Below are 15,695 nucleotides of genomic sequence, written 5' to 3' on the forward strand. Positions count from 1 at the left end.
GCCTTTCATCGTGGCACCGTCCTCTCGCGGGATAAGTTCACCGACCTTTTCGGCGATAGTTAACGATATGTCGCTAACTATCGCCTCGTCAAGATCATGAGTGTGACCAAATCCTGACCTTTCGGCACCACACAGTGCCGCTGGACCGGCGTAGTCTTTGGAGACCTCCAAGCTCGAGGGCTGAGAAATGGCGACGAAAAGGAAGCACAGAAACGGTTTCGGCGCGGCCCTGGGAAGGTTCCTGGGGTTCCTGGCGGCGAGTGCCATGTGCGGCGTCCTGGCGGCCAGCCTGGTGGTTCCGGCGGTGGCGGCTGCGGGATTCGGCGTCAGCAATTCGATTGGGTTCTTCGACAGCCTGCCCGAGGAACTCACCGTCCAGCCGCCGTCGCAATCCACCAAAGTGCTGACTTCCGACGGCCAGCCGATCGCCACCTTCTTCGCCGAGAACCGCGTCAGGATTCCCCTGGACCAGATGTCTCCCCACATCAAGGATGCGATCATTGCCATCGAGGACAGCAGGTTCTACGAACACGCCGGCATCGATCCCCAGGGCATTGTGCGGGCACTGGTTTCCAACCTGACGCAGGGCGGCCAGCAAGGCGCGTCAACCATCACTCAGCAGTACGTCACCAACGTGGTCAACGAAGCACGGTTGTCGCAGGACAGGCCGGACGAGGTGATCCTCTCCGGACAGAAGGACGTTGGTGACAAGCTCCGGGAGATGAAGCTGGCCATTGCGCTGGAAAAGAAGTTCACCAAGGAGCAGATCCTTGAGGGGTACCTGAACATCGTCTTCTTCAACAGCGACGCGTACGGCATCGAAGCCGCGTCGCGCTACTTCTTCAGCACCACCGCCAAGGACCTCACCCTTCCCCAGGCCGCGCTGCTGGCCGGACTCGTCAACAGCCCCACGTTCTACAACCCGGCGATCAACCCGGACAAATCAATCGTCCGCCGGAACCAGGTGCTCTCGGAGATGCTGCTCCAGGGCAAGATCACCCAGGCCCAACACGATGAAGCCGTGGCCACGCCGATCGAGCTGAAGATCAGTCCGGAGCGGCAGGGCTGCGCCTACGCGGCCATGGCGCCCTACTTCTGTGACTACATTTCCCATCTCATCCTGAACAACCCTGCGTACGGTCCCAGCCTGATCGAACGGCAGCGGAAGCTCTACCGCGGCGGACTCACCATTGTCACCACCCTGGACAGCAGGCTGCAGGCGGCCGCCCAGGCGCAAGTGGACGGCACGGCCGGACCGAACCCGGACCGGTGGGGCGCCGCATTGGTCACCGTGCAGCCGGGGACCGGCAAGATCCTCGCGATGGCCCAGAACACGGTGTTCCTGCCGGAACCGGGCAAGTTCGACACGCACCTGAACTTTAACGTCGATGCCAAGGACCCGCAGGGGAACGACCTCAACGGCGCTGGCGGCTTCCAGCCCGGATCCACCATGAAACCGTTCACTTTCGCCGAGTGGCTTAACGAGGGCAAGTCCCTGACCGCGGAGGTGGACGCTTCACGGCGCGTTTATCCGCTGGACTTCCCGTGGCGGTCCAGCTGCGGCAAGGTGATGGGCGCCTACAGCACCGCGCAGAACAACCCCCAGCTGGGCGCCGCTGACGACCTCCAGAATGCCGAAGAGGGGTTCTACCGGAAGATGCCTATCAATTACGGGTTGTACAACTCGATCAACACGGCCACGTTCGCCACGGCAGCGCAGCTCGATTTCTGCGGTATCCAAAAGATGGTGGACGCCGTGGGGCTGCACAGCGGACTCGATGGAGCCCCGATCAACATGCATCAGCTGGGCAACCTTCTCGGCGCTATCGGCGTCGCTCCCCTCCACCTGGCCAACGCCTTTGCCACGTTCGCCAATGACGGCCGCTACTGCTCACCGATCGCCCTGGTGGACGTCAAGGATGCAACCGGCGGCAATCTTCCCGCCCAGCCTGTGGAGTGCCGTGATGCCGTGAAGCCGGACGTGGCCCGTGGCGTCAACAATGTGCTGCAGGATGTGCTCGTCAAGGGATCCGGCGTCTGGATCAACCCGAAGACCCATGACAAGTTCCCCGTGGCGGCCAAGACCGGTACCTCGAACAACAACGGGTCCACCTGGATCGTTGGCTACACCACCGGCATTGCCACAGCTTCCTTCTTCGGCGACGCGCTGGAGGGGCAGAAGCGGGCAGGGCAGAACGTGACCATCAACGGGACTTTCTACCCCCGCCTGGACGGCTACATGATTGCCGGGCCGCAGTGGGCCAACTACATGCTTCAGGCAGCGCCGCTGTATCCCACCAACCCGTTCCCGCCCCCGCCGCCATCAATGATGGGCCCGAGCCCGTCACCGTCACCCAGCCCCCGTCCCTGATTGGTCTCGAGTCCCGATACCCGGGCACACCCAGCCGTAGCGCAATAGGGCGAACTCCCCTCTAAGGCGGGGACCACCAGGGCGGGGACGACGACGGCGGGACGCAGCGCCGTCGTACGTCCGGCTACGTTGTACCTTTCCAGAGCCGCTGCCACCAGGGGCGCGCAGGCTGCGGTTCGGCGGGAGGCTCGGCCGAACGGGCCGCACGGCGCTGGCGCCACCGGCCCACTTCCTCCTCAACGTCCCGGGTCTTGGTGATGACCGGCGGACCGCCCTGCAACTGGCGCCGGGCGTCGACGACGCGGCGGTTGAAATCCTGCAGGATGTCCCGCACCTGCTGCTCCGTGTACTGGGCGTCGAGCCTGGCATCAAGCTCGGCGTCCTCCTTACGGAGCAGGATGGCCGCCGGACCGAGGCCGCTGATGTTCTCCCGCTGGATGAGGCCCTTGACCCACCAGTCGGGATCGTACGACTCCCCCAGCCCGGGAATCGGCTTGCCGGCGTACTTGAGGTTGTCGAACTTGCCCTGCGCCATGGCATCGCGGACAAGGTACTCCGCCCGGGCGGAGTCGCTCACCCTCTTGCGCTTCTCCCGCTCCTTCTCTTCAAGGGCGTCAAGCTCCGCTTCCTCATCCGCGGTGATGCCTGCCCCGCGGTAGGTGCGGAGTTCGGCGGCACGCTCAAGGCGCTTCCGGTACTCTGCTGCACCGCTCCCCATTGCCGCCACCGCCTCACGTTCGTCGCACCGCCTTCTTCCAGTATTCAGAAGCCCTTGGCCGGGTTCAACGCCCATCCCCTTAACAACGGCACGGGCCTGGATCCGGGCGGCGTCGCTTCGCTTAGGCTGGGCAGGCAGGGGCCATATGGAGGAGGCAGTGCCATGGATACCAACGGAACAACCGAGCGCTCGGCAACTTTCAGCTGGACAGATCCGCGCGTTGGCCTTGGGCAGCTGTCCAGGCTGTCCGGGCTGGACTATCTCTCCGGCATGCGGGACGGAACCATACCGCGGCCGCCCATGGCGTCCCTGATGAACCTGGCCCTTGTTGGGGTTGAGCCGGGGCGCGTGGAATTCGAGTGCCGGCCTGCCGAAGCGCATTACAACCCGCTGGGCATGGTGCACGGCGGGTTGGCCTGCACGCTGCTGGACACCGTCGTGGGGTGCGCGGGGCACAGCACCCTGGCCGCTGGATTCGGTTACACGTCCATCGACCTCTCCGTCAGCTACCTCCGCCCCATCACCCTCAAGCACGGCGTACTGCGGGCCGAGGGGACCGTGACCAAGCCGGGATCGCGGGTGATCTTCGCCGAGGGGCGCATCTTCGGGCCGGCCGGTGAACTGCTGGCCACCGCCACCAGTTCACTCCTGGTCTTCGCCACTGACCAGGCACGGTAGGCCCTGCCAGCCCAGGAAGGACTGAGGCGTACGACGGCGGGACGTCCCGCCGTCGTACGCTTGCCCAGGTGCCGGACGGCTTAGCCGGTCAGGCGTTGGCGTGTTCGGCGAGGATCGCGTCGATTTGGCCAACTGCCTCCCGCATGCCCTCTTCCATGCCCATCTGGACCATCTGTTCCATCTGCTCCTCGGAGTCGAAGATGGTGGCTACTTTCATGTTGGTCCGGCCGCCGTCTTCCTCGAGCGTCACGGTGACGTGGCCGGCTCCCATTTCTGCGACCGGTTCCCCGTGTTCGTCAGCAAAGCCGTCGTCGAACTCCAGCTTGTGGGGCGCCCGGATGGAGGTGAAGCGCCACCAGCCGCGAGGCTTCTCGCCTTCGGGGGTGGTCATGTAATAGTCGGCCTTTCCGCCGGGCTGGAAGTCGAACCGGTCAAACGTTGCCGGATAATTGGGCGGCCCCCACCAGCGCTCGAGCTGGCGCGGGTCTTCCCAGAGCTGCCAGACGCGTTCGACCCCGGCGTCGAACTCGGCGGTGAGGGTGAAGCTGAGCGCCTCAAGATTCTTGGTGATACCAATAACGGACATTGCAGAATCCTCCCTTATCCTTCAGCCAGAATGCCTGCGATCCGGTCGACGCGCTGCCGCCAGATCGCCTCATATTCGTCGAGCAGCCGCCGGGCTTTTTCCAGTCCTTCATGGTTACCCCGCACAATCTGCTCCCTTCCGCGCTTTTCCTTGGTCACCAGGGATGCGCGTTCCAACACCGCAACGTGCTTCTGGACTGCGGCGAAGCTCATGGCATAGAGGGCAGCGAGACCGGAAACCGAGTACTCTCCCACCGTCACGCGGCGCACGATGTCGCGGCGGGTGGAATCTGCGAACGCCTGGAAGAGGCGGTCCAGTTCGGCGTCACGGAGCTTATCTACAACCATTTGGTTGTACGATAGTCCTGCCCGGCCCAGGCTGTCAATGGCCTCCAGAAACGGGGGTTCCCACTCCGGCGGGAAGGGCGTTGTGGCCGGTATCTTGAAGGCCATGAGCATCTTCCTCGCCGGCGCCGGGCCGGACCATCTGGCCTTTCCGGAAGTCTTTGACCGATTCGCGCAGGCCGTCCGCCGGCGTTCCGGGGACGAGGCGCCCGCCCGGGTGGCGGTGGTGGTTCATGACCGTAACGGGAACCCGGAAAGCCTCCTCCCGGCATACGTGGATCCGCTGCTCGCGCGTATGCCGGTTGAGGTGGTGCCGGTCCTCCTGGGTGTGGGCGCGCCTGCCAACCCTTCAGTGTTCCACGGCGTTGACGGGCTGGTGGTGGGCGGTGGACTTACGCCGGCGTACTGGGAAGGACTCGCTGCGTCGGCAACCGCCATTTCCCGGGCCGTGGCCGGGGGCGTGCCCTACCTCGGCTTTTCCGCCGGTGCCATGATCGCACCCCGCAGGGCGCTGGTGGGCGGCTACCGGAGCCGGGGCATTGAGGTCTGCGGCGAAGAATGCTCGGAGGGCCTGGCCGAGCTTGAGATCCGGGACGGCCTGGGCCTTGCCCCGTTCGCGGTTGATGTCCACGCCGCGCAGGCCGGCACGCTCAGCCGCGCGCTGGGAGCAGTGGCTGCAGGTTTGGTGGAGAGGGCCGTGGCTGTGGACGAGAACACCGCCGTGGTGCTGTCAGCGGAAGACGGTGGCAGCTTCGAGGTACTGGGTCACGGCAACTGCTGGGACATCCGCTGGTCCGGCAGTGCCTGCAGCGTTTCCGTGCTGCAGGCGGACTAAGGGTCCCGGGGTGCGGCTCAGCTGTCGGCGCGGGGAGCAGCGGGACCGATCGCCCTCATGCGTCGAAGTGCGTCTTGACCCTGTCGCCGGTCAGTTGTTCAATCAGCTCCGCGGCCACGTCCCGCAGCTTCTGGTTGCGGTTGCTGGAGACCTTGGTGAGAATGTCCATCGCCTCCGCCTGGGAGCACCTGTTCTGGGCCATGATGACGCCGCATGCCAGGTTGATGGCGGTCCGGCTCTCCATGGCAGCTTCCAGGTTGTCCGCCCGGCTTTGCGCTGTGTCGAGGCGGACGGAAAGATGAAGCGTGTTGTGGGCGGCTGCGGCGAAGCCCAGGGCCTTCTCATAAACGCCCGCGGTGAACATTCCCGGCCTGGACGCAAAGAAGTTCAAGGCAACACTTGCCTCGCTGCTGATCTCCAGTGGTACACCGAGGGAGCTCCGGATGTTTGCCTCCGCCAGCTTCCGGGTCAGCTCGGGCCAGCGGGGATCCGTGGCGACGTCGTCGATAATCACCGGGGACATCTCGCGCAGCGCTTTGATGCAGGGGCCGTCCCCCACGGCCTGCTCAACCTTATCCAGCTCCACCGCGCGTGCGCTGCTGCCGGCCACAGTGGTGGGCTTGCGCCGCAGCTTGAGCGTGACTGCACACTCAATGTGGTCACCCGCCTCCGCGGAAACCGATGCTGCGGCTAGCCCTGCGAGCCCGGTCAGGAACTCAACAACGTTTTCTGCGCCCACCAGAATGCTCTGGAGCTCTTGTATTGGTTCTTTTTCCGGTGCACTCGACATGGCCCCATCTTACTGTCCCGCCCCTTCCTGGGCAGCGTGGGACTGCGGGGTGGCAGCGGCATCCGCCGCTCGCCCGGGGCTTGGCTCTATGCTGAGACTATGGCGCAGCACCTTCCCCTTGACGAGCTCAGCACTGTCATAGCTCGCATCCAGGGGCTGCTACTGACGGAGGAAAAAGTCACCACGGCCGTCCGGATCCTGGCGCAGGCCGCCAAGGAGTCGGTTCCCGGGACGATCGGAGCAGGAGTATCGCTTCTGGATTCGCGCGGGCGCCGGACCAGCAGCGGCTATACCGACGGGATCGTAAGCCGGGCCGATGCCACGCAGTACGAGTGCGGGGAAGGACCGTGCCTGACCGCCTGGGCGGCAGAGGAACCCGTACTGGTCAGGGACCTGGGGAAGGAATCCCGCTGGCCTGCATGGCGGAAAGCCGTCCGTGGGCTCCCCGTATTGTCAGTGGTCAGCGCTCCCCTGATGGCCGGCCGGGAGTCCCTGGGTGCCCTGAAGCTGTACGCCGCCACCCCTGACGTCTATGACAAATCCAGCGCCGCGCTGCTCCAGCTCTTCGCTGCCCCGGCCGCCACGCTGCTGGCACACATCCAGGCCAGTGAAGCCCCGCACAGGATGACCGAGGTCCTGCAGGCATCCCTGTACAGCCGGGACCTGGTGAACAGGGCCTGCGGAGTGCTGATGGAACGGTACGGGATGACCCATGAGGCAGCACTGCAGCGGCTGATGAAGCTTGCCCGCGACGAGAACGCTGCCTTGCAGCACGTCAGCGAACGCGTCCTGGCCGGGACGCTGCCTGCCGGCGCTTAGGACCTTCCCATGGGCTTCGATCCGAACGAACCGGAACAACGCCGCCGGCTCCGCGCCGCCATCAGGGCGGCGGATATTCCGGTGTCCGATCTGTGGCTGAAGTACTTCAGCCTCTCGGGAGACGCCGGGGAATACGAGGTGGAAGCGTACCTGCAGGGGCTCCTTTCCCTGCCGCCGGTGCAGCGCGACCTGCTGGCCCTGGCAGCGAACGAACTCATTGACGATCTGCCCCGCCCACGCGCACCCTACTCGGACGACTTTCCTGGTTCGGGCGATGCCCCCGGACCCTCCGCGGAAGGACCTGGCGGCGGAGCAGACACGACCGGCCGGCAAACGGAGCAGGACGAGTAAACCGGGCGGCTCCGGCATATCCATAGGTCCCGGACCGGCGTAATGTCGGTAGTAGGAGATTTCGGGAGTGCGGGACGTCCGGGGTTGAATACTCGGGCCAGCCAGCGTACAGAGCAGCGGCCGCCAGCCAGGGGCGAGTCTTCTGGTGCATCCAGGATCGAGGCCTGATGGCCAAGGAAAGCACTCTCACAACATCTGACCGGATGCAGGACCTGCTGCTGGAAAGTCCCGGGTTTCCCGAATTCCTCCTGGGCCTGGCCACCCTGTCGGCCTCCCTGCTTGGTTCCGACGGTCCTGTCACCTGCACCATCACGGTAGAACGCGACGGCGGGTTGTCAACGGTTGCCAGCAGCAGCGAGGAAGGCCGGCGGCTGGACGAAACCCAGTATTCGTACGGCGAAGGACCCTGCCTGACGGCCTTGCGGCAGCACCGCCTTGTGTGGGTGCCGGACCTGCTGGGCGACGAGCGCTGGAGCGGATACGCAGAAGCGGCCGCCCGGGAGGGAATCCGCTCCGTGCTGGCAGTCCCCATCCCCAGCGACGCATCCTCCCGGGCGGGCCTGAACTGCTACGCAAAGACCATCAACGCCTTCGACGAGGAAACCGTGGTGCTCCTGGAACAGCACGCGGCCTCCATGTCCAGGGTCCTCCGGATCGCGCTGCGCCTGCACGGGGCGGACGTCCATCCCGAGCACCTGAGGGCGGCCCTCAAATCCAGGGCCATTGTGGACGCGGCCGTGTCCCTGATCATGCTCCAGCACAGGGGCGGACGGGACGGCGCCCTGGAGATCCTCCGCCTGGCGGCGAAGTCCAGCAACCGCAAAATCCATGCGATCGCCCACGACATTGTGCAGGGAGCCGAACTCCCCGCACCCCACAACGGCGGAGGGTAGGAATGCATCCAATGGGGGCCGACGGCCCCGAACAGCCGGACCGCGCAGCTGAAGAACGCAGGGGAACTGCCCGGCGCTTCCGGGACACGGACCTGCCGCTGGACAAGCTGTGGATCTACTACTACGGCATTGGGGGCGATATCGATGAGGTCTCCCTCGATGCCTACCTCCACGAGGCGCTGGACATACCGGCCGCGCAGGTGAACCTGCCCGGCGATGACGGAGATGACGGAAGAGGACACGCGGTGACAGCTCACGGACACAGCACGGGCGGTTATGGCTCCGGACGGCCTGAGCTCCCGGATGTGGACCTGAGGCTGCAGGATCTGGTCCTGGACAGCCGTGACATCGCCGATTTCCTTAACGACCTCGCCGTGGTGGCCGCATCCCGGCTCTCCACCCTAGGCAATCCGGTCCTCTGCGGCGTGACCGTGATCCGGCATAAGCGGCCCGAGGCGGTGGCCAGCAGCGACGCGGAAGCACACTCCCTGGACGAGCTGCAGAATGGGTTTGGAGACGGCCCCTGCCTCACCGCGCTCCGCACCCGAACTACGCTGCTGGTTCCCGACCTAGTGAGGGAACACCGGTGGAAGGCCTACGTGCGGGCCGCCGTGGGACGGGGCGTTTCCTCCATCCTTGCCGTACCCATGGACCTGGCCGGCGAGGCAGAGGCCGTCCTGAACCTCTACTCCGGCCGCGTCAACGGGTTCTCGGCAGATGACATTGCGACGGCGGAGGCCTTCGCAGGGCAGGCAGCAGGGTCACTGAAGCTGGTGCTGCGCATCACCCAACTGTCCGAGGCCAGGAACGATTTGGCCCTCGCCCTCACATCACGGACCATCATCGATATGGCCATTGGAGCCATCATGGCCGAGAACAGGTGTACCAGGGACACCGCTTTCGGCATCCTTACGAAGGCGTCCAGCACGCGCAACGTCAAGCTCCGCGAAGTGGCGGCGGCCGTGATCGCCTCCATCTCCGGCGAGAACGAGATTGGCACCTACTTCGACGAGTAGGGTCCGTGCCACCCAAAAGCACGGTCGCCCTGGCGGAACGTGATGAGACTCACGCGCAACATTCTTGAGGCCTGCACCTGCCGCTGGGCACTATGGAAAGGCGTTGTCAGGCTTGATCTCCCCCGACAGGGAGTGACTGCCGAGGGCCGGTGCGCTTGGTCACATCCGGCCGGATCCGGTTGCCAACGTCCTTCGGCAACCTGCACCATTGAAGTACGGGAACGCGCTTTCCCATGCAGTACCGCCTCATAGACGAGGCCACGGCCTGGTCAATGAAGATTCCAGGCCGCCCACCGCAAGAAATGGAAGTTGAATAATGACGTTCGATGCCTCTGACTCCGTGACCCTGAAGATCTGGGACCGGTCCGCCCTGCACCACACCCTTGACTCCGCTGTGAGCGAGCTTTCCGCGCGGCACAACACCACCACCTGCCGCGTTGCCGTGACGTGCAGCGGGCCCAACACCTTCACCCTGAGCCTGCGCGGCGAAGGCAAGGCACTGGCCTCCGCCTAAGCGGCCACCCCTGAAAGGCAAGCGGACGACGCCGGCACTCCCCGGCGTCGTCCGCTTCCTTTAAGCGCGGCGCGGCATCCTTGCCGCTGCCAGGCACACGGCAAGTAAAATGTGTGGAATCCAAGCGGAAGCGCCGTCCAGCATCAAAGGTAACCATGAGGCAGCAACCACGGGCGCAAGCCGAACCCGGCGCACCGGGCACAGGAAAAACGGGCCCAGCCCGGCCGGGCCCGGCGTCACTTTCATTGATCCCCTCAGCCCTTGTGTCGGCGTCGGGCTTCCTGCTGTTTGCCCGGGAGGACCGCCTCTCCGGCTTCCTCCTCCTGGCCGCCGCGCTGGTCCTGGCCGGCTTCATCAGCAGGCGCCTCCTGATCGACCTCGCGCTGATCGCCGTGGGCCTGACGGCCATGAGCCTGGTCCCCATCACCACGGACATCAGCACCGAGCACATGCTGGTCATGGGAACTGCCATGATCCTCGCCGTCGGGATTCCGTATTCGGTCTCAAGGTTCATCACCAAGGACCACGCCATCCGCTTTCCCATCAGGACGGGGCAGCCGTGGACGCGCGCCGAAAAGTGGTACCTGCCTGCCGTCCTGGTCATCGGGTATGCGCTGATGCCGGTGTATATGATCCGGACCGGCGTCTACACCAACTGGCCGGCTGTGAGCGACCCGGACGGCATCGCACGGCTCTTCCTCGGCACCAACGTGCTGGGCATCTGGGACGAACTCTTCTTCATCTGCACCGCCTTCACGCTGCTGCGCCGCCATCTGCCGGACTGGCAGGCCAACCTGCTGCAGGCGGTCCTGTTTACGTCATTCCTGTGGGAGCTTGGGTTCCATTCCTGGGCGCCCTTCTTCATCTTCCCCTTCGCCCTGCTCCAGGCCCGGCTGTTCACGGTGACCAAGTCGCTGTCCTACATTGTCAGCGTCCACCTGCTGTTCGACTTCGTGCTGTTCCTGGTCCTCATCCATGCCCACAACCGCGAGTGGATCGACATTTTCCTGTACTAAAACCCCAGCATGAAAGCGAACCACCATCTTGTATGCTCCCGGCCGCAACGCCCGCTTTGATATCGCTTCCCTGCCGTTGCCGGTGATCCAGGCGCCGATGGCGGGCGGGCCGTCCACGCCTGAGCTGGCAGCGGCGGTGAGCTCCCAGGGAGGACTGGGATTCCTGGCCGCCGGCTACAAGGCCGCGGCGGCGGTGAAGGCGGAGATCGAGTCCACGCGGCGGCTGACCGGAGCCCCCATCGGCGTCAATGTCTTCGTCCCGCAGCGCCCGGTCATCAGCCCCGGGGCACTGGAACAGTACGCGCTCTCCCTGGCTCCTGACGCAGAGCGTTTTGGCGTCGCCCTCGGGGATCCGCGCCATGACGACGACGACTGGGACAACAAGATCGAGGTCCTGCTGGAGCGTGTCCCCGAGGCGGTTTCCTTCACCTTCGATGTGCCGGAACCCGCGGTCATCGCCGCACTGCAGCAACGGGGCGCCTGGGTCATCGGGACGGTAACGTCGCTGCCTGAAGCCGTGCGTGCCCTGGAAGCAGGCGTTGATGCGCTGTGCGTGCAGGGACCGGAAGCAGGAGGACACCGCGGCACCTTTGACACAGCCCGGCGGCCGGAGGGTGAATCCCTCCACGGCCTGCTTGAAGAATTGGCGGACCTCGGAGTGCCGCTGATAGCGGCCGGCGGGATTGCCACGGGCGCCGATGTCCGGGCCGCCCTCTCACGTGGAGCTGTGGCGGTCCAGGCGGGCACGGCATTCCTCCGCGCGGACGAGGCCGGCACCAAGGCAGCCCACCGGCTGGCCCTGTCCACTGGGCGCTTCACCACCACTGCGGTCACGCGGGCCTTCTCGGGGCGGAACGCCCGCGGACTCTACAACGAATTCATGCGCCGCCACGATGGCGAGGCCCCCGACGGCTACCCGGAGATCCACCACCTCACCACTCCCCTGCGCGCAGCAGCAGCCGCTGCAGGGGATGCGGACTGGCTGAACCTGTGGGCCGGAACCGGTTTCGACCGGACCCTTGCAGGCCCTGCGTCGCGCATCCTCGCGGCCCTGCGGCCGTAGCCGAACCGGGCTATTCCTCGCCCGTATCCTGTGCTTCCAGGAACGTGTCCATGGCTTCGCAGGCCCGTTTCCAGCGGGCATGCAGGGCGTGCCGGCTCAACGGTTCGGACATGCCGTTGAGCACTTTCTCGATGGCATCGGATGCGGCGTCCCGGGCCCGGTCCTGCGCCGCCGGGGTGTAGTAGTTCATGCCGGTTATTCGATACGCCCGCAGCAGCGGATGGCAGGAAACCCCTCCGGCACACGACGGCGGCCGGCCCCTTTCCGGGACCGGCCGCCGTCGAACGCGCTGTGTTGCCTAGAGCGTGGCGGTGTCGATCACGAAGCGGTAGCGGACGTCCGAGGCGAGGACGCGCTCGTAGGCCTCGTTGATCTTCTCCGCGGGGATGACCTCGATCTCGGCACCGATGCCGTGCTCGGCGCAGAAGTCCAGCATTTCCTGCGTTTCGCGGATGCCGCCGATCATGGAACCGGCGAACGAACGGCGCCCTCCGATGAGCGCGAACGCGTTGACAGGAAGCGGCTCGGCGGGGGCGCCAACGTTCACCAGGGCACCGTCGAGTTTCAGCAGCTGCAGGTAGGAGCTGATGTCGATCGAGGCACTCACGGTGTTGATGATGAGGTCGAACGTGCCGGCGAGGTCGCTGAAGGTGCTCTCGTCGCTGGTGGCGTAGTAGTGGTCGGCACCCAGCTTCAGGCCGTCTTCCTGCTTCTTGAGCGACTGGGACAGCACGGTGACCTCGGCGCCCATGGCGTGGGCGATCTTGACGGCCATGTGGCCGAGCCCGCCGAGGCCGACGACGGCAACGTTCTTGCCGGGTCCGGCGCCCCAGTGGTGCAGCGGGGAGAAGGTGGTGATGCCGGCGCACAGCAGCGGCGCGGCGACGTCGAGCTCGAGTCCTTCGGGGATGCGGACCACGAAGTCTTCGGTCACCACGACGTGGGTGGAGTAGCCGCCCTGGGTGATGGTCCCGTCGCGGTCAACGGCACCATACGTGCCCACGTTGCCCTTGAGGCAGTACTGTTCCTCGCCCTTCAGGCAGTTCTCGCACTCCTTGCAGGAGTTGACCATGCAGCCAACGCCTACGCGGTCGCCCACGGCGTGCTTCGTCACCTTGGCGCCAACCTGGGTGACGACGCCAGCGATTTCGTGGCCGGGAACCAGCGGGTACTGCTGCGGTCCCCAGTCGCCGCGGACCGTGTGGATGTCCGAGTGGCAGATTCCGGCGAACTTGATGTCGATCAGGACGTCGTGGGGGCCCACCTCGCGGCGTTCGATGGTGGTGGGAATAAGGTCCTCGGTGGAGGACGGGGATGCATAGGCCTTGACGGTAGTCATGGGTCTCCTGAAGTTCTGTTGGGGGTTATTGAAATGCTACAGGGGCTGGGTTCCATCAAACCGGATACGGCGGCCCGTAGCGGTGGCCCTGTTGTAACTGGTTCTGGCAGTCCTACCCTTGACGGCCCTCGTACTCGGCATCGGTGATGTGCTCAGCCCAGGCTGTGGTGGGTGCGTGGTCGTCGTCGTTTTCAAGGATGGCCAGGTGTTCCATGAAGGTGCCCTGGGCTGAAGCATGCCAATGCTCTTCGCCCGGCGGAGTGTAGAGGGTCTGGCCGGGTTGGACGTCGATAATGTTGCCGTCGCGGGTGCCGAAGCGTGCCACGCCGGAGGTCACGTGCAGGTACTGGCCGCGGGCGTGCGAGTGCCAGGCCGTGCGGGCTCCCGGCGGGAAGCGCACCTTGGCTACGACGGCGCGCTGCTCCGGCCCGTGCGGGACGGCGATCATGTCGACCCAGACGTCGCCGGCGAACTGCCCGGGCGGGTTCTTGATCGTTTCGCGGACGGGTTCGATGTTCATGGTGTTTCCTTTCGAACGGGAACGTGCCTCCATCAAACCGGCTGCCCGTGAGCGTAGCGAGGGCCCTGCTGAACCGGGTTATGGCAGACCCTCTTTAGGGCAGTGGCATTCGTCGTAACGTGTCCTGTATGGATAACCGAGCCGAGGTACGGCAGTTCCTCTCCACGCGCCGGGGGCGCATCACTCCGGAACAGGCGGGCATTGAACCGTATGGCGGGCGGCGGCGCGTGCCCGGACTGCGCCGGGAGGAAGTGGCCCGGCTCGCCGGCGTCAGCGTGGACTACTACACGCGACTGGAACGCGGGAACCTCGCGGGTGTGTCGGACAGCGTCCTGGACGCGATCGCGGGGGCGCTGGAGCTGGACCGCGCCGAGCACGACCACCTGTACGACCTTGCCAGGACCGCCAACATGTCCGGCCGGAAGCGGGCCTCCGCCCCGGTTCCGGCAAGCGTGCGTCCCGAGCTGCGGTATCTCCTGGACACCATTACCGGGGCACCGGCCTTCATCGGGAACAACCGGATGGACATCGTGGCCGCCAACACCCTCGGCTACGCCTTGTACTCGGACATGTACCGGGGGCCTGCCCGGCCGGCCAACCATTCACGTTTTATCTTCCTGGATCCCAGGGCGCACAACTTCTACACGGACTGGGAGCGGGCTGCGAGCGCCAACGTGGCCATCCTGCGTCGGGAGGCCGGCCGCAACCCGCATGACAAGGGCATTGCGGAACTCATTGGCGAGCTGTCAATGCGCAGCGACGAGTTCCGCACCCGCTGGGCCGCACATAATGTCCGGCGGCACTATTCCGGGACCAAGTTTTTCCAGCACCCCGTGGTGGGGCTCCTGGAACTGAACTACCAGGTCCTGGGTTTGGAGGAGGACCCCGGGCACTCGCTCACGGTCTACCCGGCCACGCCCGGCAGCCCGTCCGAGGAAGCCCTGAAGCTCCTGGCTTCCTGGGCGGTGACAGAGAACATCGCAGAGCTGGCGCAGGCGAACGCACGGGGCTAGGCGGGCTGTCCCTCCTGGACGGACTCCGCCGGCTCAAGTCCGGACTCGTAGCCAATGAGCCAGTGGAGGCCGTGCTGGTCGATAACCTGGCCGTCTGATGCGCCCCAGGGCTTGGGACCGAGCGGGTCCACCACCCGGCCGCCCACGGCGAGCTTGTCGAACCAGCCGTGGAGGACCTCCGGTTCGGCAGTCCCCAGCAACGAGAGCATCACACCCTGGAGGCGGACGCTGTTCTGCCCTTCCGCCGCGTCCGAACCCGCCACGGCAACCACGCCCTTGAGGACCCCATGGGCTATTGCATCCGGTGGCCCGTCCTTGCGCCCGAACTCCTCATAGCTGTGCAGGAAGAGTTCCCCGCCGAAAACGTCCGCGTAGAAGCTCAACGCTTCGCGGGCTGTGCCGGGAAAGCTGACATAGATCTGGGGTGCCGTCATCCGCCCAGCTTACAGACGGCCTGCGGGGTCGATCGGGCGCCCTGCCCGTTCCTGTCCTGTGAGCCACGACTTCCGCGCCGCCCTTCCAGTCACGTTAAGCCCCGTTGCGGATCATGGCGTCCGGCGGCGTGGTTTGTCCTCCCCATGGCTTCATAAGTAGCGCTGTTTCCTCGCGTTGAGCGTCTGTTGCGGGGTGCTGGCCAGGGGGCGGGAACCCGTGTTTAGGTGTTTCCACGGCCATGGGATGCCGTCGAATCACAGCACGCCTAGGAAAGGAGGACTGATGCCTCAAACATCCAACCGCACGCCGGGCATCATGTCCTCCTGTCCGCCCCGCAGCTGCCGCACCGGCCGAATGTGCCGCGTGCAGGCCTGCCTGCACCGCAGTCCAGCAC

At 65.5% G+C, this 15,695-nt stretch carries 19 protein-coding genes; 11 read left to right on the forward strand and 8 right to left on the reverse strand.

The features are described from left to right. The first annotated feature begins 187 nt into the window (after positions 1–187). Positions 188–2,371 carry a transglycosylase domain-containing protein gene (locus HTS88_RS01545; RefSeq protein ID WP_174174823.1) on the forward strand — a complete coding sequence of 728 codons (2,184 nt, stop codon included), beginning with the start codon at positions 188–190 and terminating at the stop codon, positions 2,369–2,371. Positions 2,372–2,495: 124 nt separating this feature from the next. On the opposite strand, the gene HTS88_RS01550 is transcribed toward HTS88_RS01545, so the two are convergent. Continuing rightward, complete coding sequence (locus HTS88_RS01550) at positions 2,496–3,089, reverse strand: DnaJ family domain-containing protein (RefSeq protein ID WP_174174825.1); 594 nt, start codon at positions 3,087–3,089, stop codon at positions 2,496–2,498. 162 nt (positions 3,090–3,251) lie between these two features. On the opposite strand from HTS88_RS01550, the gene HTS88_RS01555 reads away from it, so the two are divergent. Next, positions 3,252–3,767 carry a PaaI family thioesterase gene (locus tag HTS88_RS01555; protein WP_174174827.1) on the forward strand — a complete coding sequence of 172 codons (516 nt, stop codon included), beginning with the start codon at positions 3,252–3,254 and terminating at the stop codon, positions 3,765–3,767. A gap of 88 nt (positions 3,768–3,855) precedes the next feature. On the opposite strand, the gene HTS88_RS01560 is transcribed toward HTS88_RS01555, so the two are convergent. Then, on the reverse strand, positions 3,856–4,353 hold the full coding sequence (locus HTS88_RS01560) for an SRPBCC family protein (protein WP_174174830.1): 498 nt from the start codon (positions 4,351–4,353) through the stop codon (positions 3,856–3,858). Positions 4,354–4,367: 14 nt separating this feature from the next. Further along, entirely contained in the window at positions 4,368–4,700 is a 333-nt protein-coding gene (locus HTS88_RS01565; RefSeq protein WP_174175265.1) for an ArsR/SmtB family transcription factor, read from the reverse strand. 103 nt (positions 4,701–4,803) lie between these two features. Here HTS88_RS01565 and HTS88_RS01570 point away from each other — a divergent pair, with 103 nt between their 5' ends. Continuing rightward, a complete protein-coding gene (locus HTS88_RS01570) occupies positions 4,804–5,532 on the forward strand; it encodes a Type 1 glutamine amidotransferase-like domain-containing protein (protein ID WP_174174832.1) in 729 nt (242 codons plus the stop codon). Positions 5,533–5,587: 55 nt separating this feature from the next. Here the strand turns inward: HTS88_RS01570 and HTS88_RS01575 are convergent, their stop codons facing one another. Next, positions 5,588–6,322: a GAF and ANTAR domain-containing protein gene (locus tag HTS88_RS01575; RefSeq protein ID WP_174174833.1), complete on the reverse strand. Its 735-nt coding sequence runs from the start codon at positions 6,320–6,322 to the stop codon at positions 5,588–5,590. Positions 6,323–6,421: 99 nt separating this feature from the next. Between HTS88_RS01575 and HTS88_RS01580 the strand changes: the two genes are divergently transcribed. The 7 genes from HTS88_RS01580 to HTS88_RS01610 all read left to right on the forward strand — a co-directional run bounded on the left by HTS88_RS01580 (position 6,422) and on the right by HTS88_RS01610 (position 11,994). Continuing rightward, positions 6,422–7,141 carry a GAF and ANTAR domain-containing protein gene (locus HTS88_RS01580; protein ID WP_174174836.1) on the forward strand — a complete coding sequence of 240 codons (720 nt, stop codon included), beginning with the start codon at positions 6,422–6,424 and terminating at the stop codon, positions 7,139–7,141. 9 nt (positions 7,142–7,150) lie between these two features. Then, positions 7,151–7,492, forward strand: coding sequence for a hypothetical protein (locus HTS88_RS01585; RefSeq protein ID WP_246255897.1), 342 nt, complete (start codon positions 7,151–7,153; stop codon positions 7,490–7,492). A 167-nt stretch (positions 7,493–7,659) separates the two neighbouring features. Further along, complete coding sequence (locus tag HTS88_RS01590) at positions 7,660–8,385, forward strand: GAF and ANTAR domain-containing protein (RefSeq protein WP_174174838.1); 726 nt, start codon at positions 7,660–7,662, stop codon at positions 8,383–8,385. Between the two features lie 11 nt (positions 8,386–8,396). Beyond that, positions 8,397–9,401 carry an ANTAR domain-containing protein gene (locus HTS88_RS01595; RefSeq protein WP_217432124.1) on the forward strand — a complete coding sequence of 335 codons (1,005 nt, stop codon included), beginning with the start codon at positions 8,397–8,399 and terminating at the stop codon, positions 9,399–9,401. A gap of 316 nt (positions 9,402–9,717) precedes the next feature. Next, the gene (locus tag HTS88_RS01600; protein WP_174174840.1) at positions 9,718–9,915 is read left to right on the forward strand and encodes a hypothetical protein; all 198 of its coding nucleotides are present in this window, start codon (positions 9,718–9,720) and stop codon (positions 9,913–9,915) included. Positions 9,916–10,160: 245 nt separating this feature from the next. Continuing rightward, positions 10,161–10,931: a CPBP family glutamic-type intramembrane protease gene (locus HTS88_RS01605; protein ID WP_174174842.1), complete on the forward strand. Its 771-nt coding sequence runs from the start codon at positions 10,161–10,163 to the stop codon at positions 10,929–10,931. Positions 10,932–10,959: 28 nt separating this feature from the next. Then, entirely contained in the window at positions 10,960–11,994 is a 1,035-nt protein-coding gene (locus tag HTS88_RS01610; protein WP_281358962.1) for a nitronate monooxygenase, read from the forward strand. 10 nt (positions 11,995–12,004) lie between these two features. Here the strand turns inward: HTS88_RS01610 and HTS88_RS01615 are convergent, their stop codons facing one another. From HTS88_RS01615 to HTS88_RS01625, 3 genes are all read right to left on the reverse strand, one after another. After that, positions 12,005–12,184, reverse strand: a complete 180-nt coding sequence (locus HTS88_RS01615; protein WP_174174844.1) for a hypothetical protein — start codon at positions 12,182–12,184, stop codon at positions 12,005–12,007. A 108-nt stretch (positions 12,185–12,292) separates the two neighbouring features. Next, a complete protein-coding gene (locus tag HTS88_RS01620) occupies positions 12,293–13,333 on the reverse strand; it encodes an NAD(P)-dependent alcohol dehydrogenase (RefSeq protein WP_174174846.1) in 1,041 nt (346 codons plus the stop codon). 112 nt (positions 13,334–13,445) lie between these two features. After that, complete coding sequence (locus tag HTS88_RS01625) at positions 13,446–13,853, reverse strand: cupin domain-containing protein (protein ID WP_174174848.1); 408 nt, start codon at positions 13,851–13,853, stop codon at positions 13,446–13,448. A gap of 128 nt (positions 13,854–13,981) precedes the next feature. On the opposite strand from HTS88_RS01625, the gene HTS88_RS01630 reads away from it, so the two are divergent. After that, complete coding sequence (locus HTS88_RS01630) at positions 13,982–14,866, forward strand: helix-turn-helix transcriptional regulator (RefSeq protein ID WP_174174850.1); 885 nt, start codon at positions 13,982–13,984, stop codon at positions 14,864–14,866. Here the strand turns inward: HTS88_RS01630 and HTS88_RS01635 are convergent. After that, a complete protein-coding gene (locus HTS88_RS01635) occupies positions 14,863–15,300 on the reverse strand; it encodes a VOC family protein (protein WP_174174852.1) in 438 nt (145 codons plus the stop codon). The genes HTS88_RS01630 and HTS88_RS01635 overlap by 4 nt on opposite strands. Positions 15,301–15,695: the final 395 nt, after the last annotated feature.

This window comes from Pseudarthrobacter oxydans (assembly GCF_013314975.1).
GTDB lineage: Bacteria > Actinomycetota > Actinomycetes > Actinomycetales > Micrococcaceae > Arthrobacter > Arthrobacter oxydans.